Below are 19954 nucleotides of genomic sequence, written 5' to 3'. Positions count from 1 at the left end.
TGTGCTAGTGCTTCTCAGGTCCGACGTGGTACTCGAACACCAGACCGGCTGCGGTCGCGATGATGAGGACAACTCCAACCACGATCATCCAGGGCTGGAAGTACGCCAGTGACACCGCGGCAATGGCAGCCGAAGCAGCCAGCAGCATGGGCCAGAAGCTACCGGGGCTGAAGAAGCCCAACTCGCCTGAACCATCCGAGATTTCAGCGTCGTCGTAGTCCTCGGGACGAGTGTCCAGACGACGGGCGACAAAGCGGAAGTAGGTTCCGACGATGAGCGTCAGGCCCGCAGACAGAACGATGGCCGTGAGTCCGGCCCACTCGATTCCCGTACGGGACAGAGCGGTGAACACACCGTAGATGATCGCGACGAGGATGAAAAACAGCGTCAGGATCTCGAAGAGCTTGGCTTCGATCTTCATATCAGCACTTGTCCTTGTTCAGTGAGGAGGCTGGCCGGCTCAGTTGCCTGCGGTGGCGACTGTTGCCTGACGGTACTCGCGGTCGGTGTTGAACGGCGTGGTCGACGTAGCCACCGGCGACTGACCGATTGCCGACAATGCCTCAGCGGTGCTCAGACCGCCGTTGCCCTGATCGTCACCCTTGCGCAGTTCGATGTACTTGGCGAAGTCCTCGGGCGAAACCGCACGGACCTCGAAGTTCATCATCGCGTGGAACGTGCCGCACATTTCGGCGCAGCGCCCGACAAATGCGCCTTCCTTCTCGATCTCACTGATCTGGAAGATGTTGTCGGAGTGGTTTTCCTTGGGGTTCGGCATCACGTCGCGCTTGAACAGGAACTCGGGAACCCAGAACGCGTGAATCACGTCGGAGGAGGCCAGTTCGAACTGGATGCGCTTGCCGGTCGGAAGAACCAGAATCGGGATCTCGGAGCTGGTTCCGACGGTCTCGATCTTGTCGTAGTGCAGGTAGCTCAGATCCTGGACGCTGTTTCCGTGGATCGGGCCGGGAACCTCTTCGCCGTGGGCGTCGACAGTCGCGCCCTCGGCCTTGGCTGCCTCTTCGGCTTCGAGATCGATGCCGTTGTACTTGGCGGTACCGTCACCGAACTCGATGGAGCGGTAACCGAACTTCCAGTTCCACTGGAACGCAGTGACGTCGACGACGACGTCCGGGTTCTCCGTGCGCTCGAGAACATGGTTCTGGACGACAACGGTGAAGTAGAACAGAACCGCGATGATCACAAACGGAACTGCCGTGTAACCGAGTTCGAGCGGCACGTTGTATGCCGTCTGACGCGGGAACTCCGGTGAGTCCTTCTTCTTACGGTGGAAGATAACTGCCCAGAAGACCAGTCCCCACACCAGCACACCCATGAAGAGGGCGGCGACAACCGACCACGTCCACAGTTCTCGCATGCGCGTCGCTTCAGGAGTGATGCCCGAGGGCCACCCGAAACGAAGCACTTCATTGTCGATGGAGCAACCCGACAGCAGCAAGGCAGCAATGCCCAAAGATACTGCCAGCCCAGCTCGCCGAAGGATCCGACCTTGCGCCACGTTCACGCCTTCCTGATCGCCGCAAAATTCAACTAGGGCACCTCGAATGGAAGGCCCAATTACTACGCAGCGTAGACCAAAGGTGGGCGGTATCCATCCCCGGGTCCTTCACCGTGTCGCGTCGGACGTCACACAAATCTCTCAGGCGCAGCTCAGGAACAGGTCAGGCATCGTCAGCGACCTACATCACTGCGATTCGTTCGTCTGTGATCGGCGCAGAGACGGATCTGCGGCATACTTTCCAGGAAGAGTTCGTTGACCTCTCCCCGATGCTTACGTCCGGGAGCCTTCTGCAATAAAAAATTCTGAATCGAGGAACCGGACGCTGTGTGTGGACTGCTCGGGCTACTGACATCTGGCGGAACCAGCGACGACGCCGTCGCACAGGTCGACCAGGCACTGCACTGCCTGCGTCACCGCGGACCCGACGAACAGGGGACGTGGCACGACGACCATCTCGTGTTCGGTTTCAATCGGTTGTCGATCATCGACATCGCGCACTCGCATCAGCCGCTGCGCTGGGGCCCGCCGGAGAATCCGGAGCGTTATGCCCTGACGTTCAACGGTGAGATCTACAACTACCTCGAGATCCGCGCGGAGCTCGCGAAGGATCACGACGCGAAGTTCTTCACCGAAGGCGACTCCGAAGCCATCGTCGCCGCGTTCCACTACTGGGGCGAGGACGCGGTACGACGCCTTCGCGGAATGTTTGCATTCGCGATCTGGGACACCGATACGCGCGAGCTGTTCATAGCTCGCGACCCCTTCGGCATCAAGCCGCTGTTCATCGCGACGGGCACCGGCGGCACGGCGTTCGGCAGTGAGAAGAAGAGTCTGCTCGAGCTGACCGATCTGATCGGAATCGGCACCGAATTGGATCCGCGTGCGATCGAGCACTACACGGTCCTGCAGTACGTTCCGGAGCCGGAAACGCTGCACAAGGAGATTCGTCGGCTCGAATCCGGCAGTTTCGCGCGGGTGCGTCCGGGTGAGCAGCCGCAGATCACGCGATACTTCACGCCCAAGTTCCCGGCCAAGCCGTTTGCGCCGGGCACTGAGAAGGCTCGCTACCAGGAAATCGCCGAGGCGCTCGAGGACTCCGTCGCCAAGCACATGCGTGCCGACGTGACCGTCGGTTCGTTCCTGTCCGGCGGTATCGACTCCACCGCGATCGCCGCGCTGGCCATGCGCCACAACCCGAACCTCATCACCTTCACCACCGGTTTCGAGCGCGAGGGCTACTCGGAGGTCGACGTGGCGGCCGAGTCGGCCGCCGCGATCGGCGCAAAGCACATCGTGAAGGTGGTCTCCCCCGCCGAGTTCGCTGCCGCGATCCCCGAAATCGTCTGGTATCTCGACGACCCCGTCGCGGACCCCGCGTTGATCCCCCTGTGGTTCATCGCGAAGGAAGCGCGCAAGCACGTCAAGGTCGTACTGTCCGGCGAGGGCGCGGACGAACTGTTCGGCGGATACACGATCTACCGTGAACCGTTGTCGCTGAAGCCTTTCGAGTACCTCCCCAAGGGGTTGCGCCGGGCGGCCGGCAAGTTGTCCGAGCGAATCCCGGATGGCACGCGCGGCAAGAGCCTGCTCAACCGCGGTTCGCTGACCCTCGAAGAGCGGTACTACGGCAACGCGCGCAGCTTCAACGACGCCCAGTTGCGCGCCGTTCTGCGCGATTTCCGCCCGGAGTGGACGCATCAGGACGTCACAGCGCCGATCTACGCGCAGTCTCGCGATTGGGATCCGGTTGCCCGTATGCAGCACCTGGACCTGTTCACCTGGCTTCGCGGCGACATCCTCGTCAAAGCTGACAAGGTCACGATGGCGAACTCACTCGAACTGCGAGTGCCGTTCCTCGACAACGAGGTGTTCGACGTCGCGTCGCGGGTGCCGTTGGATCAGAAGATCACCAAGGACACCACGAAGTACGCGCTGCGTCAGGCCCTCGAAGGCATTGTGCCGCATCATGTTCTGCATCGCGCGAAGCTCGGATTCCCCGTACCGCTGCGCCACTGGCTGCGCGGAACCGAACTGTTCGACTGGGCACATCTGCAGATTGCCGAGTCCGGCACCGATCACATCTTCGACAAGGCAGCGGTCGTGAAGATGCTCAACGACCACCGCGACGGCGTTTCCGATCACAGCCGTCGTCTGTGGACCGTGCTGACCTTCATGGTGTGGCACGGAATCTTCGTGGAGAAGCGGATTGTTCCGCAGATCCAGGAACCGGTGTACCCGGTCAACATCTAGGGCCTTCGGCCCTGTGCGCCTTTCTGGTAGTTCGCACTACCAGAAAGGCGCACAGGGGGCGTAGCCCCCTAGGGAAGAATCGTTGCGATCTCGTCTGCGGCGGCGCTGCCGTAGGCGTCAGTGAGACGCTTGAGCGCCTCGTCGCGATTGAAGACCCACTCCTGCGTTCCGACGGTCTCGAGGACCAACACAGCCACGAGTGAACCCAACTGCGCGGCGCGCTCGAAGCTCAGACCCGCGCCGTGGGCAAGCAGGAAACCTGCACGGAAGGCGTCGCCGACACCAGTCGGATCAACCTTGCCGGTTTCGGGCACCACGTCGACGCGTACCCAATTACCCTCGGCGTCAACAATTTCGACGCCCTTCGAGCCGAGCGTTGTGACGCGGATACCCACCTGTGCGCGAATCTCCTCCTCGCTCAGGCCCGTCTTCTGCTGGAGGAGTCCCCACTCGTATTCGTTGGTGAAGAGATACTTGGCACCGTGGATGAGTGCCTTGGCTTCCTCTCCCGACAGGCGTGCAAGCTGCTGCGACGGATCGGCGGCAAACGGAATTCCGAGCTGGCGGCACTCGTCGGTGTGGCGGACCATGGCCTCGGGATCGTTTGCACCGATCAGAACCAGATCGAGGGCACCGGCTGTCTTGGCTACCGACGCGAGATCGATTTCACGGGCTTCGCTCATCGCTCCGGGGTAGAACGACGCGATCTGGGCCATGTCCTCGTCCGTGGTGCACACAAAACGCGCGGTATGCGCCTTGTCGGAGATCCGGACCGCACTGCAATCGACGCCGTTGTCCTCGAGCCAGGTGCGGTACTCGGCGAAGTCGGCGCCCACCGCGCCGACCAGCAGCGGCGATCCACCGAGAACACCCATCGCGTACGCGATGTTTCCACCGACTCCACCGCGACGAATCACGAGGTCGTCCACCAGGAAGCTGAGCGAGATATGCGCAAGCTGGTCGGCGAGCAGCTGATCCGCGAAGCGGCCGGGGAAACGCATCAAATGGTCGGTGGCAATGGAACCGGTTACCGCAATAGTCACGGATCGAGGCCTTTCAGCGAAAGTGAGTGGACGTTGAATGAAGAATTCATACAACTGACGCGGAACCGATTGCCGGTTCCGCGTCAGTTGTTATGTCTGAAATTGTGATCGACTCGACTCAGTTGAACGAGTCGCCGCAGGCGCATGAGCCCGTGGCGTTGGGGTTGTCGATCGAGAAGCCCTGCTGCTCGATGGTGTCGAGGAAGTCGATGGATGCACCTTCGACGTACGGGGCACTCATCCGGTCGACAACCAGGTTGACTCCGTTGAAGTTGACGGTGAGGTCGCCGTCGAGGCTCCGGTCATCGAAGAACAGCTGGTACTTCAGTCCGGCACAGCCGCCCGGCTGCACTGCAATACGCAGTGCGAGGTCGTCGCGACCTTCCTGATCGAAGAGTGCCTTCGCCTTCGCGGACGCGGACTCGGTCATCGTGACGCCGTGGGTGGCGGTCTCGTTCTGCACAGTCATGGGCTCTCCCTAATGTTCATACCAACCCGTGAACGCTTCAACGGTACGCCTCTGCCGACTTATTCCCGCCAGTTCACTACCGTGTGCGATTCGTCTTCATCCTAACCTTTCCTCACCAGGTGGCAACGACGCCTCGGCAGCGTTCACCCGCGTCGCCAGATGCTCCACTCGCGCGCTGTCTCTTCGGCCAGTCCGCGCAGGTGGATCGATGCGTCGCGCATGGCGTCCTCGATCGATCCGGCGAAGTCGGTGACGGATTCCGCGCCGACTATCCCGAACCTCTCGTAGTCGGACGCCGAGAGTTCGACCTGACCGGCCAGAACAAGCGTCGGGACGCCGTACGACGCACTTGCGCCAGCGAGGGATGTGACCAGTTTTCCGCGCAGTGACTGGCTGTCGAATTTTCCTTCGCCGGTGATGACCAGGTCGGCGGACTCGAGAAGTTCCGCCTGACGTGTCCGCTCCGCCACCACTTCCGCACCGGAGCGGCGGTCCCCGCCCAGAGCGAAGAGCGCGGCGCCGATTCCTCCGGCCGCACCCGCACCGGGCAACTCCGCCACGGATCGGCCGGCTCCACTCCCCAGAGTCGACGCCCACTCCCGGTTCCGTTGTTCCAGGATCTCGACAGCACTGCCGTCTGCTCCTTTTTGCGGTCCGAATACCCCGGCCGCGCCGATCTCGCCCAATAGCGGGTTCTCGACGTCGGTGGCAGCGACCAGTTCGACGCCTCGGAGTGCGGCGCGGGCAGACTGCACCCCGCCCAATGCGTCGACAAGCCCGCGTCCACCGTCTGCGCAACAACTCCCACCGAGGCCGATCACGATCTTCGTCGCACCCGCGTCCAGGGCTTCGACGATCAAGTCTCCGACACCGCGACTGTGTGCCGTGAGCGCGCTCTCCCTGGTTGGCGGGCCGCCGAGTAGGGCAAGTCCACAGGCCTGAGCGGACTCGATGTATGCGGTGTCCGAGTCGAGAAGCCAACGAGCATCAACCGGAGTGGTCAGTGGGCCCGAGACATGCGCATTCCGGATCTCACCACCAGAAACTGCCAGCGCATCGACAAATCCCGGGCCGCCGTCGGACTGTGGCGCGCAGATGATCTCGTCGCCGGATCGCGCCCGCCCCCAACCGTCGGAAATCGCGTGTGCGGCGGCGGTAGCAGTCAAGGTGTCACCGAAGGAGTCAGGAGCAACAATTACCCGCATGGGCGAAGTGTAGGGGCGGTCGGTGTCGCCGATGTTTCACAATCGGCAGAAATACCGAGGTCGGTTTCCCAGAGGACGCACTTATCCAATAGCCTGGAGGGGTGAAATTGCTACGCCGCGGTGACTCAGACAACTCCGACAAAAATGACGTCGAGGTCACTGAGGCGTCCTCAGCCTCTGACGAGGCGTCCACCGAGCAGGTGGGCAAGGGTCGCCCCACACCCAAGCGTCGCGACGCCGAAGCCAAGAAGCGCGGACCGGTCGCGCCCGCTCCGCTGACGTCCAAGGAAGCCCGCGCACGCCGAAAAGCGACACGCGGCTCCAAGGAGGAGCGCAAAGTCGAAGCTGCCGAGCGCCGTGCGTCGTCGGCAGACCGTCGCGCGCGCATGCTCGCCGGTGAGGACAAGTACCTCCTCCCCCGCGACAAGGGACCCGTCCGCGCGTACGTTCGCGATTTCATCGACGCCCGCCGCAACCTCGTCGGCCTGTTCATGCCACTGGCCCTCGTCCTGATCATGACGATGTTCGTGACGCCGCAGCTGCAGGCGATTGTCACGCTCGCCATGCTCGTGATGATGCTGTTCATGGTCGGTGAAGGCATCTGGCTCGGACGCATGATCAACAACCGCGTCGCGGAGCGCTTCCCCGAGAGCACCGACGGAGGGTTCAAGCTCGGCTGGTACGCGTTTGTCCGCGCGTCGCAGATCCGCAAACTTCGCGCACCGAAGCCTCGCGTGGGACCCGGCGACGCAATCTGAGCGTGTCGAACCCTGTCAGAACTCTGGTCCTCGGCGGCGCGCGGTCTGGTAAGTCCGCGCACGCCGAGGCTTTGTTTTCTCCCGGATCGCCGGTTCGCTACGTCGCCACAGCCCGGCGCGACCACACCGACACCGACTGGGAAAGCCGAATCGACCAGCACCGCGTCCGGCGACCGGCGCACTGGTCGACCGTCGAAACTGCAGCTGATGGCGATCTCGAGCGCACGCTCCGCAACGACAATTCGACGGATACCCTGGTCGATGATCTTGGTACCTGGCTGACCGGCGAGTTCGATCGACGCGGCGCCTGGGATGCACCGCGCGGCACCATCACGCCCGCGGTCGATGCGCTGATCGAGAGTGTGCGCGACTACCGCGGATCACTGGTCCTGGTCAGCCCGGAAGTCGGCTTGGCAGTCATTCCGGAAACCCGATCGGGCCGGTTGTTCCGCGACGAAATCGGCTCGCTCAACGCCCGCGTCGCAGCGGTGTGCGATCGTGTTGTGCTGGTGGTCGCAGGACTACCACTCGTCTTGAAAGAGCCCTCAGCGTGAAAATTACTGTTGCACAACCGGAAGGCACGAAGTGAGCACCGAAGCGAACTCCACCAGTAGCGCGGCTGTCAGTACCGCTGCTGTCAGTAACGCGGAGTTCGAGCCGGTTACTCCGCCGGATCGCGACGTTCGGGCGCTCGCCGATGCTCGCCAGCTCGACCTCACCAAGCCCGCCGGATCGCTTGGCCGGCTGGAAGCACTGGCCGGCTGGGCTGCAGCCTGCCAAGGTGTTTGTCCCCCACATGCTTTCGCCCGTCCCCGCGTGGTCGTGTTCGCGGGCGACCACGGCATCGCCCGCAACGGCGTATCTGCCTATCCACCTGAAGTTACCGCGCAGATGGTTGCCAACTTCCTCGGCGGCGGCGCAGCGGTGAACGTACTCGCCGAGGTTGCCGGCGCAACCGTGCGCGTTGTCGACATCGCGGTGGAAGTGGATACCGATCCTGCGGTCTCGAACTACAAGGTGCGCCGTTCCTCCGGTTCGATCGATCGCGAAGACGCCCTCACCCATGAGGAAACTCTGCAGGCCATCGCAGCCGGCCGAGCTATTGCCGACGAGGAAATCGACGGGGGCGCAGACCTTCTCATTGCCGGCGACATGGGCATCGGCAACACGACGCCCGCCACGGTACTGATCGCGGCACTGACAGACACAGAGCCTGTCGCAGCAGTCGGCCGCGGCACCGGCATCGACGACGCAGGCTGGATCCGCAAGACCGCAGCCATCCGCGACGCACTGCGCCGCGCCCGGCCGCACGTCCGCGATACGGTCGCACTGCTACGAACGGTTTCCGGCGCAGATCTTGCCGCGATGGCCGGCTTCCTCGCCCAGGCAGCGTCGCGTCGCACTCCCGTCATCCTCGACGGTGTTGTCGTGACCGCTGCGGCCATGGCTGCGGACGAGTTGGCTTTCGGTGCCCGGGACTGGTGGGTGGCCGGACACCGCTCCACCGAACCAGCACACACCATTGCCTTGACGCGCATGGGATTGACCCCGATCGTCGAATTCGACATGCGACTCGGCGAAGGCTCCGGCGCGGTGACAGCGCTGCCGATCCTGCAGGGTGCGGTGGCCATCCTTGCGAAGATGGCTACGTTCAGCGAAGCGGGCGTGAGCACCGAGGGCAGCAAGCCCGCCGCTGAACCCGAGGCGGTCGAGCTCACCAAGACAGACACGGCGGACTGACCGTGGCCGGCGCGCTTTCCGGTGTGCCACTGGCATTTTCCTGGCTGACGGTACTGCCCATACGCGGTCCGTCCGACATCAACCGCACCGCTGGCCGGCGCGCAATCGCGGCCGCGCCCCTCACCGGGATCGCGCTCGGAGCCTTTGCGGTCGCAATCTTGTGGGGTGCGACCGGTATCGGTCTCAACCCCTATCTTGCGGGCCTACTGACAGTGGGCGCGATCGCACTGGGAACCCGCGGCATGCACGTCGACGGCCTCACCGATACCGTCGACGGTTTGGGGTGCTACGGTCCCCCTGAGCGAGCACGAGAGGTCATGCACAGTGGCGGCGCGGGGCCGTTCGGGGTGGCCGCGCTGTTCATATTCCTTGGGCTGCAAGCAGTATCGTTCGGCGTTTTGGCTGCAGCAGACTCTCCCGTCCAGTGGGCAGGCGTGGTTGTCGCCGTCGCCGCGGGACGAGTTGCCGTCGTTTTTGCCTGCCGCCGAGGGATTCCCGCGTCGAGCACTACCGGATTCGGTGCGCTGGTTGCCGATTCGCAGCCGTGGTGGGCGGCTGCCGCCTGGACCGCTCCCCTGCTTGCCGCGTCGGTTCTGGTGACAGACCGATGGTGGCTCGGACCACTTGTCGCCTCCGTTGCGCTACTGATCAGCGTTGTCTGCGTGCGTCATTGCGTCCGCCGGTTCGGTGGCCTCAACGGTGATGTTCTCGGATTTGCACTGGAATTGACGGTCACGATCACTGCCGTCGGGCTAACTCTCGGAATCTGAACGATCGCTGCGCGCGACGAGATTACGGCGTTTCTTCTGCCGTCGTCTCGCCGCGCGAGCAATGAAGTCGTCTCGCCGCGCGAGCAATGAACTAGTGAAGCTTGGTCATCCAGCCGTGGGTGTCGGCAAACGTGCCACGCTGAATGCCGGTGAGGGTGTCGCGCAGCGCCATGGTGACCTCGCCGGGCTCACCGTCAGCGATGGTGAATTCACCCTCGGCGGACTTGACGCGACCGACCGGCGTGATGACTGCCGCTGTGCCGCAAGCGAATACCTCGGTAATCTCGCCGCTCTTGCACTTGGTGCGCCACTCGTCGGTGCTGATCTTGCGCTCTTCGACGGCAAAGCCCGAATCGGCTGCCAGTGTCAGCAGTGAGTTACGGGTGATACCGGGCAACAACGAACCCGAGAGCGACGGAGTGACAAGGCGAGCATCGGGGCCGGAACCGAAGACGAAGAACAGATTCATGCCTCCCATTTCCTCGACATACGTGCGCTCGATGGCGTCGAGCCACACCACCTGGTCGCAGCCTTCGTCAGCAGCCTGAGCCTGGGCCAGGAGTGAAGCTGCGTAGTTGCCTGCGAACTTGGCAGCGCCCGTTCCGCCGGGCGCTGCGCGCACGTATTCAGTGGACAGCCACACACTGACCGGCTTGACGCCACGCGGGAAGTACGCGCCGGCAGGTGATGCAATCAGCAGGTAGCGGTATTCCTTGGCGGGACGCACACCGAGGCCGGCTTCGGTCGAGAACATGAACGGACGCAGGTACAAGGCGTCTTCGCCGCCCGCTGCCGGAACCCACTCGATGTCGACGTCGACCAGCTCGGTGATGGAGTCCACGAACATCTCGGTCGGCAACTCGGGCATCGCGAGGCGACGGGCCGAAGCCCCGAACCGCTCGGCGTTGGCCTCGACGCGGAAGGAGCTGATGTCGCCGCTCGGCTGGCGGTAAGCCTTGAGCCCTTCGAAGATGGCCTGACCGTAGTGCAGGACCATCGCCGCAGGGTCGAGTTCGATGTTTCCATACGGCAACACCTGACCGTTATGCCAGCCCTTACCCTCGGCATAATCGATGGAGACCATGTGATCGGTGAAGTACTTCCCGAAACCGGGCGCCGCCAAGATGTCGCGGCGCTCGGCGTCGGACTTCGGGGTCGAGCTCTGGACACGAACGAAATTGGCGGCACCAGTCATGGCGGCAATCCTATCGAACGCGCACAATCCCCTTACTTGGTGCTGGTCTCCACAAACGGCGGCGACACGACAACACACCGCAGCGCACGTCCGCGGACGTCGACCTCGATCTCGTCACCGGCCGCGATTCCCACACCGGAATCGAGGAGCGCCAACGCAATTCCGACCTTGAGCGTCGGCGAGAACGTTCCGGACGTGGTCTCCCCGACGGGTTCGCCGTCGCGCAGAACGCTCAGCCCCGCACGCAGCACGCCACGATCGAGTGCCTTGATTCCCCACAACTTGCGCGCCGGTCCTGCCGCTTTCTCGTCGACCAGGGTTTCCTTGCCCCAGAACGTGGGCTTCTTCCAGCCGACAGCCCAGCCGCAGCGAGCTTCGAGGGGTGAGATTTCGAGCGAAAGCTCATGCCCGTGCAGCGGATAGCCCATTTCGGTACGCAGGGTGTCGCGCGCGCCGAGTCCGGCGGCCTGCCCACCCTGAGCTTCGACAACCTCGAGAAGCGCGCGGAACAGCGGCTCACTGTCGGCCCAGCGCGGCAGAAGTTCGTAACCGACCTCGCCCGTGTAGCCACTGCGGCACACGCGAACCGGAACACCATTCCACGTAGCGTCCTCGAACGCCATGTACTCGATGTCGGTAGGCAAGCCCAGCGCAGTCAGAACGTCAACCGACTTCGGACCCTGCACGGCCAACACGCCGTATTCACGATGCTGATCTTCGATGGTGATTCCGTCCGGCGCGAGCGCCACCATCGCGGCAACAACATCTGCCGTGTTTGCCGCATTCGGCACGAGGAAGATCTCCTCGTCACTGACGTAGTAGACGATCAAATCGTCGATAACTCCACCGGACTCGTTGCAGCACAACGTGTATTGCGCCTTGCCCGGACCGATCTTGCCCAAATCGTTGGTCAGCGCCGAGTTCACGAACTCCGCAGCACCGGTACCGCGCACCACGGCCTTGCCCAGGTGACTGACGTCGAACAGGCCGACATTCTCACGGACAGAAGTGTGTTCGGCTACTACGCCGGCGTACGACACCGGCATCTGCCAGCCACCGAACGGGGCAAACGTCGCACCCAGTTCGACGTGCACAGCGTGGATCGGACCCTGCAAGAGTTGTTCGTCGGTCATGGCCCACAACCTATCGGACTTCCGTCACCGAAACATGTTCGCCGCAGACACGCACCGGGGGCTCTGGGCCTACCATCAACTCAGGCGTCCGCCCGAACCGGACGCATCGCACACTCACCACGCAGGAGACATCTTGAGCACTCGCACAGCCCGATCATTGGGACCCGACCTGGTTCTCGCCGGAAAGCTCGGCAAGCGCGCCGACGTATTGGTGGTCGGTCTCACATCGGGTCCCGACGGCCCCGAACTCGCACTCAGCGAAGGCATCGTCGACGAGGATGTTCTGGCCGAAGTACTCGACAGCCTCATCGCTGTCGGCGCAACGGGCAAGCCGGAGCAGCTCACTCGAATCCCCGCGCCGAGCGATCTCCCCGTGGTCAGCGTTCTCGCCGTCGGCCTCGGTTCGGCTGAGAAGCTGGGCAGCGAGCAGATCCGTAAGTCGGCCGGCGCCGCTGCACGCGCACTATCGGGAATCGACACAGCAGCGACGACGCTGTCCGTCCTCGACCTCGCCGCCGCGGTCGAAGGCTTTGCGCTCGGCGCGTACACCTTCACCGAATTCAAGTCGTCGAAGTCCGCGCCCGGACCCGACGCGCAACCCCTCGCCCGTGTCGAACTTCTTGTCCCGTCGCCGCGCGCCAAGGAAACCAAAGCAACCCTGACTCGTTCGGCCGCTATCGCCGAGGCAGTCGCAACCGCACGCGAATTCGTCAACACTCCCCCCAGCCACCTCTACCCGGCGGAGTTCGCGGATCGCGCCAAGGCACTCGGCATCGAGGCCGGTCTGACGGTCCAGATTCTGGACGAGAAGGCACTCGCCAAGGGCGGCTACGGCGGAATCCTCGGCGTGGGCAAGGGATCGTCACGACAGCCTCGTCTCGTCCGGATGGAGTACGCGTCGAAGAAGCGCGGCGCGTCCAAGGTCGCGCTCGTCGGCAAGGGCATCACGTTCGACACCGGCGGAATCTCCATCAAGCCGGCCGCAGGCATGGAGAACATGACCTCCGACATGGGCGGCGCAGCGGCCGTCATCGCGACCGTGGTTCTCGCCGCGAAGCTCGGCCTGCCCGTCAACGTCGTCGCCTACATCCCGATGGCGGAGAACATGCCGTCGGCCACCGCCCAGCGTCCCGGCGACGTGCTGACGCAGTACGGCGGAATCACCGTCGAGGTCATCAACACCGACGCGGAGGGCCGCTTGGTCCTCGCCGACGCCATGGTTCGCGCCGGCGAAGACAACCCCGACTACATGATCGACACTGCCACCTTGACCGGTGCGCAGATGGTCGCCCTCGGCAACCGCACTCCCGGTGTCATGGGAACCGACGAATTCCGCGACCGTGTTGCATCCATCTCGCAGAGCATCGGCGAGAACGCCTGGGCGATGCCGCTGCCGGAGGAACTGCGCGGCGATCTCGATTCCAAGGTTGCCGACATGGCGAACGTCACTCCGCATCGTTGGGGCGGCATGCTCGCGGCAGCTCACTACCTGAAGGAATTTGTTCCCGAGGGCGTGCAGTGGGCGCACATCGACGTTGCCGGCCCGGCCTACAACACCTCCGGCCCGTGGGGTTACACGGGTAAGGGCGGCACGGGTGTTCCGGTTCGCACGATGATCTCGGTCCTTGAGGACATTTCGGTCAACGGCTGACCCCTTCGCTGTGCGCCTTTTCTAACCGCCTGCGGTTAATCAAGGCGCACAGCAGGTCAGCTCCCGTCCCGCAATTCCTGCGTGCGAGCACGTTTGCGTTCGATGCGCAGACGCTCGTCGTGATCGCGCATGCGCTGCGGATATCCCGTTTTACGGACGTCGTACACGGGAATTTTCAGATCCTGACCAAGTTTGCGGGCACCACGCTCACCACCTACCCGGCGACGCGTCCATTCCCCGGACTTGTCGACCAGGACGACAGTGACCTCGGTGACGGTTGTTTCCGGCTCCACGAAGGCCTCGACGCCTTCGTGCTCATGGGCCCAGTTGGCCAGATGCTCTGCGTCGCTCTGGGCTGCCAGTTGCCCGGCACTTGGTCGGCGTTTGAATCGATCGAACAACCCCACGCGTGGATCCCTCCTCGGTGCCGAGACCGCGGAAGAACCCCGGCCGTATGTCAAGTTTGCCAGCATTCAACTGCTGTCACCGGCACAAGACATACCGTTTGGTCCCATACGCGCGTTACACGCTCCACCTACTGACGAGTAGCGACACACCGAAAGCCGGTGGCATCCCCCTCAGCGGACGCGCCCGGCGTATCAATGGAAAGATGAACGACGGTGACGCCGCGCCCGCGCGTCGACATCGGCACAAAATAGCTACAAGTAGCCGCACGTCGCGCGCAACTCGAGCACAATGCACTAACGACCACAAGTCGACAAAATAAAACAACCCGAACACAACTGTCGAGGAGTCAAAAGACATGGCCTTCTCCGTCCAGATGCCAGCCCTAGGTGAGAGCGTCACCGAAGGAACTGTCACACGGTGGCTCAAGCAGGAAGGAGACACGGTCGAAGTCGACGAACCCTTGCTCGAAGTCTCCACGGACAAGGTCGACACCGAGATTCCATCTCCGGTCGCCGGCGTCCTGACCAAGATTGTCGCGCAGGAAGACGACACCGTGGATATCGGTGGCGAGCTCGCTGTTATCGGCGAAGCTGGTGAAGCACCCGCAGAAGAAGCACCGGCGCCCGCCGCTGAAGAGCCGGCCGCAGAGGCGCCCGCAGCAGAAGCAGCTCCCGCACCGGCAGCTGAGGCACCGGCAGCCGCTCCCAGCAGCGGAGCCGAAGGCACCCCCGTGACGATGCCCGCCCTCGGCGAGTCTGTCACCGAAGGAACCGTCACCCGTTGGCTCAAGGCCGTGGGCGACGAAGTTGCCGTCGACGAACCGCTTCTCGAAGTTTCCACCGACAAGGTCGACACGGAGATCCCGTCGCCTGTTGCCGGAATTCTTCTCGAGATCAGCGCCAACGAGGACGACACCGTCGACATCGGTGGCCAGCTGGCCGTCATCGGATCCGGCGCTCCCGCAGCCGCAGCACCGGCGGCTCCCGCAGCACCGGCACCGGCAGCACCCGCCGCTCCGGCGCCCAAGGCGGCAGCACCGGCCGCTCCCGCACCCAAGGCCGAAGCACCGGCAGCTCCGGCTCCCGCAGCTCCCGCCGCCGCACCGGCTGCCCCGGCAGCCCCCGCAGCCCCCGCAGCATCGGGTGACAGCAGCCCGTACGTGACCCCGCTGGTCCGCAAGCTTGCCAACGACAACGGCGTCGACCTCGCCACTGTTACCGGCACCGGCGTCGGTGGACGCATCCGTAAGCAGGATGTTCTTGCCGCCGCAGAAGCCAAGAAGGCTCCGGCCGCTGCTGCGCCGTCAGCACCCGCCGCTGCTGCAGCTGCTCCGGCAGCGAAGGCAACTGCAGGTGTCCGCCCCGAGCTGGCTCATCTGCGCGGAACAACGCAGAAGGCCAATCGGATCCGCCAGATCACGGCCACCAAGACCCGTGAATCACTGCAGACCACCGCGCAGCTCACACAGACCTTCGAGGTGGATGTCACCAAGATCGTCGCGCTGCGTGCCCGTGCAAAGGCCGGCTTCATCGAGCGTGAAGGCGTCAACCTGACGTTCCTCCCGTTCTTCGCCAAGGCTGTTGTCGAGGCGTTGAAGTCGCATCCCAACATCAATGCCAGCTACGACGAGACGGCAAAGCAGATCACGTACTACGACTCCGAGCACCTCGGAATCGCAGTCGACACCGATCAGGGTCTGCTGTCCCCCGTCATCCACAATGCAGGTGACCTCGGCTTGGCCGGCTTGGCTCGCGCCATCGCGGACATCGCGAAGCGCGCACGTTCGGGCGGACTGAAGCCGGACGAGCTGTCGGGTGGAACGTTCACGATCACCAACATCGGCAGCCAGGGCGCGCTGTTCGACACCCCGATCCTGGTCCCGCCGCAGGCAGCCATGCTCGGAACCGGCGCGATTGTGAAGCGTCCGATGGTGGTCACCGACGAAAACGGCAACGAGTCCATCGGCGTTCGTTCGATGATCTACTTGCCGCTGACCTACGACCACCGTCTGGTGGACGGCGCCGACGCCGGCCGATTCCTCACCACTGTCAAGCAGCGGTTGGAAGAAGCCTCGTTCGAAGCTGACCTGGGTCTGTAAGCAACTGTTGTTCCGGCCGGGGCGCCATCTCCATCAGGAGGTGGCGCCTCGGCTTTTTCAGTACGGTCGGAGAGAGAACCCCGCTGGATCGAAGGAGGCATTTTCCGAATGCGAGTAGTCGTCGCCGGTTCGTCCGGTCTGATCGGAACGGCCTTGGTGTCCTCGTTGCGCGCGGACAACCACGATGTGGTGCGTCTGGTGCGTCGCCCGACCACCGGTCCCGACGAGTCCCGATGGGACCCCAATCGTGACCGCCTCGACACGTCAGTGCTGCACGGCGCTGATGCCGTCGTCAATCTCTGTGGCGTCGGGATCGGCGACAAACGGTGGTCCGGTTCCTACAAGCAGGAGATTCGTGACAGTCGCATCAGTGCGACAGACGTGTTGGCCGACGCCGTCGCGACGGCCAAGATTCCGGTTCTCGCCAATGCCAGCGCCGTCGGCTACTACGGCGATACCGGCGACCGCATCGTCGACGAGGATTCGGCCGCCGGCACCGATTTCCTCGCGACGACGTGTCGTGACTGGGAACTCGCCACCGAACCGGCCGGCAAAGGCGGCGCTCGGGTGGTGAACCTGCGGTCTGGTGTCGTCCTGTCGCCGCATGGCGGAATGCTCGGGCGTCTGCGTCGGATCTACTCACTCGGCCTCGGTGGACGGTTGGGCAACGGCCGCCAGTACTTTCCGTGGATCTCACTCGAAGACGAGTGCAACGCAATCAAATTCACTCTCACCAATCCCGCGCTCTCCGGTCCTGTCAATCTGACCGGACCGGCACCGGTGACCAATGCACAGTTCAACGACGCGATGTCGCGGATCATGCATCGGCCGGCGCCGTGGATCGTGCCGGGGTTCGCCCTCGAAGCTCTGATCGGCGAGTTCGCGAAAAGTGGCATCCTGGGCGGCCAACGGGCTATACCGTCGGTGCTCGAAAATGCGGGATTCACGTTCCGCCACAACACAATCGGCGAAGCACTGGCGGCCGCGCTGAATTGAGTTGGCAATCGGGCGTAATCTCTAGTGCCATGAGTAGCGCTGCCGGATCCGCACGATTGTCGCAACTGCCGATCGCCGTCGACAATCTCGGATTGATCGACTACACAGCAGCGTGGGATCGCCAACGCGAATTGGCTGCGGAGCGCGCAGACAACATCGGACAGGACACACTGCTCCTGCTCGAGCATCCTCCGGTGTACACGGCGGGACGACGTACCGAACCCGCGGATCGTCCCGTCGACGGCACCCCCGTCATCGATGTCGATCGCGGCGGAAAAATCACGTGGCACGGGCCTGGTCAACTGGTCGGGTACCCGATCGTGAAGCTCGCCGAACCGGTCGACGTCGTGCGGTATGTCCGACTCATCGAGGAAGCGCTGATCACGGTCTGCACCGACATGGGCCTGACGTGTGGCCGAATCGACGGCCGCTCAGGTGTGTGGCTACCCGCTGAACTGTCTGGCGGCCAGTGGAAGCCCGAACGCAAGGTTTCCGCCATCGGCGTGCGCGTCCAACGTGGCGTCGCACTGCACGGTTTTGCGCTGAACTGCAACTCGGTCCTGACCGGATTCGACAACATCATTCCGTGTGGCATCCGCGACGCCGGAGTGACGACACTGTCGCACGAACTCGGCCGAGACGTCACCGTCGCCGAGGTCACTCCGGCGGTCACCGAAGCGATCATCGCCGCCCTGGACGGAAACTTGCCCGTCACAGTGCGCGACATCGAACGTGTCACCTTCGAGAAAGCCTCACCTACCCCGACTTTTACTACCGTTCAGTACAGCTGACGGGCTCGCCCGAACCCTGTTGCAGTAATCACCGGGCGTAGGATCGTCCCCGTGACTATCGCCCCCGGTAATCCCCCCGTCGCTTCGCTCGCCCCACAAGGCCGTAAGCTGCTCCGCCTCGAGATCCGAAACGCGGAGACGCCCATCGAACGCAAACCCAACTGGATCAAGACCCGAGCAAAGATGGGCCCCGAGTACTCGGAGCTCAAGGGCCTGGTCAAGCGCGAAGGTTTGCACACCGTCTGCGAAGAAGCAGGCTGCCCCAACATCTACGAATGCTGGGAAGACCGCGAAGCCACCTTCCTCATCGGCGGCGAGCAGTGCACCCGCCGCTGCGACTTCTGCCAGATCGACACCGGCAAACCCGAAGCCCTCGACCGCGACGAACCACGCCGCGTCGCCGAAAGCGTTCAGGCCATGGGACTTCGATACTCCACGATCACCGGCGTCGCCCGCGACGACCTCCCCGACGGCGGCGCCTGGCTCTACGCCGAAACCGTCCGCAAGATCCACGAACTCAACCCGGGCACCGGCGTCGAGAACCTGGTTCCCGACTTCAACGGTAAACCTGAACTGCTCGACGAGGTATTCGCCTCGCGTCCCGAGGTACTCGCGCACAACCTCGAGACCGTCCCCCGTATCTTCAAGCGGATCCGCCCGGCCTTCCGGTACCAGCGCAGCCTCGACGTCATCACCGCCGCCCGCGAGTACGGACTGGTCACAAAGTCCAACCTCATCCTCGGCATGGGCGAAACCCCCGAAGAGGTCACCGAAGCGATGGCCGATCTGCACGCTGCCGGTTGCGACATCCTCACCATCACCCAGTACCTGCGTCCCTCACCGCGGCACCACCCCGTCGAGCGGTGGGTCAAGCCCGAAGAGTTCGTCGAGCACTCCAAGGCTGCAGAAGAGATGGGCTTCGCCGGCGTCATGGCCGGACCGCTCGTCCGCTCGTCGTACCGCGCCGGACGCCTGTACGCGCAGGCCATGGCCCATCATGGCCGCGAACTCCCCGAGGCACAGCGCCATCTCACCGAGGGCGGAGACGCTTCCCAGGAAGCCAGTTCACTCATGGCGCGCCTGGCCCGCTGATCCACTTTTTGCTGTGCGTCTTTATTAACCGCGGGCGGTTAGTAAAGGCGCACAGCAATGGACGTATCCTGGTCACATGGCGAACGGCAGCAAATCCGGTAAGGGCAAACCCACCAAAGAGGCAAAGGCTGCAGCGAAGGCTGCCCGCAAGCAGGCTTCCAAGGAACGCAGAACCCAGCTCTGGCAGGCATTCCAGATGCAGCGCAAGGACGACAAGCTCCTTCTGCCGCTGATGATCGGCACCCTGGTGGGTGCTGCTCTGGTCTTCTTCCTGGTCGGTCTCATCTGGGGCATCGAGTGGTTCCTGCTGCCGATCGGCCTCGTTCTCGGCATTCTCGGTGCCTTCATCATCTTCGGTCGCCGCGTGCAGAAATCGGTGTACAAGAAGGCTGAAGGCCAGGCCGGCGCAGCTGCCTGGGCGCTGGACAACATGCAGGGCGCGTGGCGCGTCACGAACGCCGTCGCCGGCACCACCCAACTCGACGCCGTTCACCGTGTTGTCGGACGGCCGGGCGTCATCCTCGTCGCCGAGGGTTCTCCGCAGCGCGTCAAGAGCCTCCTCGCTCAGGAGAAGAAGAAGACTGCCCGCCTCATCGGAGACACCCCGATCTACGACATCATCATCGGCAACGACGAGGGCCAGGTTCCGCTCTCGCAGTTGCAGCGTTACCTGAACAAGCTGCCGCGCAACATCGATACCAAGCGCATGGACAACATCGAGGGCCGCCTCGCAGCATTGAGCGCACGCGGCGGCGGAGCAGCCTTGCCGAAGGGCCCGATGCCCGGCGGCGCAAAGATGAAGGGTATGCAGCGCACGATTCGTCGCCGCTGAT

At 63.6% G+C, this 19954-nt stretch carries 19 protein-coding genes; 11 read left to right on the top strand and 8 right to left on the bottom strand.

The window, feature by feature from the left end; all coding sequences use genetic code 11:
- Positions 1 to 4: 4 nt before the first annotated feature.
- Both R4P64_RS08005 and R4P64_RS08000 read right to left on the bottom strand, forming a co-directional pair.
- Positions 5 to 421: a cytochrome c oxidase subunit 4 gene (locus R4P64_RS08005; protein WP_033231032.1), complete on the bottom strand. Its 417-nt coding sequence runs from the start codon at positions 419 to 421 to the stop codon at positions 5 to 7.
- Between the two features lie 39 nt (positions 422 to 460).
- Positions 461 to 1525 (bottom strand): cytochrome c oxidase subunit II, encoded by a 1065-nt coding sequence (locus R4P64_RS08000; protein WP_033231033.1) that lies wholly within the window; start codon positions 1523 to 1525, stop codon positions 461 to 463.
- 321 nt (positions 1526 to 1846) lie between these two features.
- Between R4P64_RS08000 and asnB the strand changes: the two genes are divergently transcribed.
- Positions 1847 to 3772: an asparagine synthase (glutamine-hydrolyzing) gene (gene asnB, locus R4P64_RS07995; RefSeq protein WP_045070326.1), complete on the top strand. Its 1926-nt coding sequence runs from the start codon at positions 1847 to 1849 to the stop codon at positions 3770 to 3772.
- A 68-nt stretch (positions 3773 to 3840) separates the two neighbouring features.
- Here the strand turns inward: asnB and R4P64_RS07990 are convergent, their stop codons facing one another.
- The 3 genes from R4P64_RS07990 to R4P64_RS07980 all read right to left on the bottom strand — a co-directional run bounded on the left by R4P64_RS07990 (position 3841) and on the right by R4P64_RS07980 (position 6489).
- Positions 3841 to 4815 carry a carbohydrate kinase family protein gene (locus R4P64_RS07990; protein ID WP_317820174.1) on the bottom strand — a complete coding sequence of 325 codons (975 nt, stop codon included), beginning with the start codon at positions 4813 to 4815 and terminating at the stop codon, positions 3841 to 3843.
- Between the two features lie 118 nt (positions 4816 to 4933).
- Complete coding sequence (locus tag R4P64_RS07985; protein WP_033231036.1) at positions 4934 to 5284, bottom strand: HesB/IscA family protein; 351 nt, start codon at positions 5282 to 5284, stop codon at positions 4934 to 4936.
- A 143-nt stretch (positions 5285 to 5427) separates the two neighbouring features.
- Complete coding sequence (locus tag R4P64_RS07980) at positions 5428 to 6489, bottom strand: glycerate kinase (protein WP_317820172.1); 1062 nt, start codon at positions 6487 to 6489, stop codon at positions 5428 to 5430.
- Positions 6490 to 6590: 101 nt separating this feature from the next.
- On the opposite strand from R4P64_RS07980, the gene R4P64_RS07975 reads away from it, so the two are divergent.
- Genes R4P64_RS07975 through R4P64_RS07960 form a run of 4 tightly spaced genes read left to right on the top strand, consistent with a single transcriptional unit; the run spans position 6591 to position 9757 of the window.
- Positions 6591 to 7247 carry a DUF3043 domain-containing protein gene (locus R4P64_RS07975; RefSeq protein ID WP_045070330.1) on the top strand — a complete coding sequence of 219 codons (657 nt, stop codon included), beginning with the start codon at positions 6591 to 6593 and terminating at the stop codon, positions 7245 to 7247.
- Between the two features lie 2 nt (positions 7248 to 7249).
- Positions 7250 to 7801, top strand: coding sequence for a bifunctional adenosylcobinamide kinase/adenosylcobinamide-phosphate guanylyltransferase (cobU, locus tag R4P64_RS07970; RefSeq protein WP_257013057.1), 552 nt, complete (start codon positions 7250 to 7252; stop codon positions 7799 to 7801).
- Between the two features lie 31 nt (positions 7802 to 7832).
- A complete protein-coding gene (cobT, locus tag R4P64_RS07965) occupies positions 7833 to 8987 on the top strand; it encodes a nicotinate-nucleotide--dimethylbenzimidazole phosphoribosyltransferase (protein WP_317541589.1) in 1155 nt (384 codons plus the stop codon).
- A gap of 2 nt (positions 8988 to 8989) precedes the next feature.
- Positions 8990 to 9757 carry an adenosylcobinamide-GDP ribazoletransferase gene (locus R4P64_RS07960; protein ID WP_317820168.1) on the top strand — a complete coding sequence of 256 codons (768 nt, stop codon included), beginning with the start codon at positions 8990 to 8992 and terminating at the stop codon, positions 9755 to 9757.
- 91 nt (positions 9758 to 9848) lie between these two features.
- Here R4P64_RS07960 and R4P64_RS07955 read toward each other — a convergent pair whose 3' ends face one another.
- Complete coding sequence (locus R4P64_RS07955) at positions 9849 to 10952, bottom strand: branched-chain amino acid aminotransferase (protein WP_033231041.1); 1104 nt, start codon at positions 10950 to 10952, stop codon at positions 9849 to 9851.
- A 32-nt stretch (positions 10953 to 10984) separates the two neighbouring features.
- Positions 10985 to 12085, bottom strand: a complete 1101-nt coding sequence (gene gcvT / locus R4P64_RS07950) for a glycine cleavage system aminomethyltransferase GcvT (protein ID WP_033231042.1) — start codon at positions 12083 to 12085, stop codon at positions 10985 to 10987.
- Between the two features lie 133 nt (positions 12086 to 12218).
- Here gcvT and R4P64_RS07945 point away from each other — a divergent pair, with 133 nt between their 5' ends.
- Positions 12219 to 13736, top strand: coding sequence for a leucyl aminopeptidase (locus R4P64_RS07945; protein WP_141484476.1), 1518 nt, complete (start codon positions 12219 to 12221; stop codon positions 13734 to 13736).
- Positions 13737 to 13792: 56 nt separating this feature from the next.
- On the opposite strand, the gene R4P64_RS07940 is transcribed toward R4P64_RS07945, so the two are convergent.
- Entirely contained in the window at positions 13793 to 14143 is a 351-nt protein-coding gene (locus R4P64_RS07940) for a hypothetical protein (RefSeq protein ID WP_033231043.1), read from the bottom strand.
- Between the two features lie 356 nt (positions 14144 to 14499).
- Between R4P64_RS07940 and sucB the strand changes: the two genes are divergently transcribed.
- From sucB to R4P64_RS07915, 5 genes are all read left to right on the top strand, one after another.
- A complete protein-coding gene (sucB, locus tag R4P64_RS07935) occupies positions 14500 to 16242 on the top strand; it encodes a 2-oxoglutarate dehydrogenase, E2 component, dihydrolipoamide succinyltransferase (protein WP_317820165.1) in 1743 nt (580 codons plus the stop codon).
- 108 nt (positions 16243 to 16350) lie between these two features.
- Positions 16351 to 17238, top strand: a complete 888-nt coding sequence (locus R4P64_RS07930) for a TIGR01777 family oxidoreductase (RefSeq protein WP_317820163.1) — start codon at positions 16351 to 16353, stop codon at positions 17236 to 17238.
- Positions 17239 to 17267: 29 nt separating this feature from the next.
- Complete coding sequence (lipB, locus tag R4P64_RS07925) at positions 17268 to 18029, top strand: lipoyl(octanoyl) transferase LipB (RefSeq protein ID WP_317820161.1); 762 nt, start codon at positions 17268 to 17270, stop codon at positions 18027 to 18029.
- Positions 18030 to 18080: 51 nt separating this feature from the next.
- Positions 18081 to 19121, top strand: coding sequence for a lipoyl synthase (lipA, locus tag R4P64_RS07920; RefSeq protein ID WP_258956821.1), 1041 nt, complete (start codon positions 18081 to 18083; stop codon positions 19119 to 19121).
- Positions 19122 to 19197: 76 nt separating this feature from the next.
- Positions 19198 to 19953: a DUF4191 domain-containing protein gene (locus tag R4P64_RS07915; protein ID WP_033231047.1), complete on the top strand. Its 756-nt coding sequence runs from the start codon at positions 19198 to 19200 to the stop codon at positions 19951 to 19953.
- Position 19954 lies beyond the last annotated feature (1 nt).

This window comes from Rhodococcus sp. IEGM 1366 (genome assembly GCF_033142425.1).
Lineage (GTDB): Bacteria > Actinomycetota > Actinomycetes > Mycobacteriales > Mycobacteriaceae > Rhodococcus_F > Rhodococcus_F globerula.
This window is presented reverse-complemented; position numbering and strand designations above follow the sequence as displayed.

Excerpts from the sequence above, each read along its gene's own strand:
- R4P64_RS08005 (WP_033231032.1), bottom strand. The coding sequence starts at position 421 with ATGAAGATCGAAGCCAAGCTCTTCGAGATCCTGACGCTGTTTTTCATC.
- R4P64_RS07985 (WP_033231036.1), bottom strand. The coding sequence starts at position 5,284 with ATGACTGTGCAGAACGAGACCGCCACCCACGGCGTCACGATGACCGAG.
- R4P64_RS07980 (WP_317820172.1), bottom strand. The coding sequence starts at position 6,489 with ATGCGGGTAATTGTTGCTCCTGACTCCTTCGGTGACACCTTGACTGCT.
- R4P64_RS07955 (WP_033231041.1), bottom strand. The coding sequence starts at position 10,952 with ATGACTGGTGCCGCCAATTTCGTTCGTGTCCAGAGCTCGACCCCGAAG.
- gcvT (WP_033231042.1), bottom strand. The coding sequence starts at position 12,085 with ATGACCGACGAACAACTCTTGCAGGGTCCGATCCACGCTGTGCACGTC.
- sucB (WP_317820165.1), top strand. The coding sequence starts at position 14,500 with ATGGCCTTCTCCGTCCAGATGCCAGCCCTAGGTGAGAGCGTCACCGAA.
- R4P64_RS07930 (WP_317820163.1), top strand. The coding sequence starts at position 16,351 with ATGCGAGTAGTCGTCGCCGGTTCGTCCGGTCTGATCGGAACGGCCTTG.
- lipB (WP_317820161.1), top strand. The coding sequence starts at position 17,268 with ATGAGTAGCGCTGCCGGATCCGCACGATTGTCGCAACTGCCGATCGCC.
- R4P64_RS07915 (WP_033231047.1), top strand. The coding sequence starts at position 19,198 with ATGGCGAACGGCAGCAAATCCGGTAAGGGCAAACCCACCAAAGAGGCA.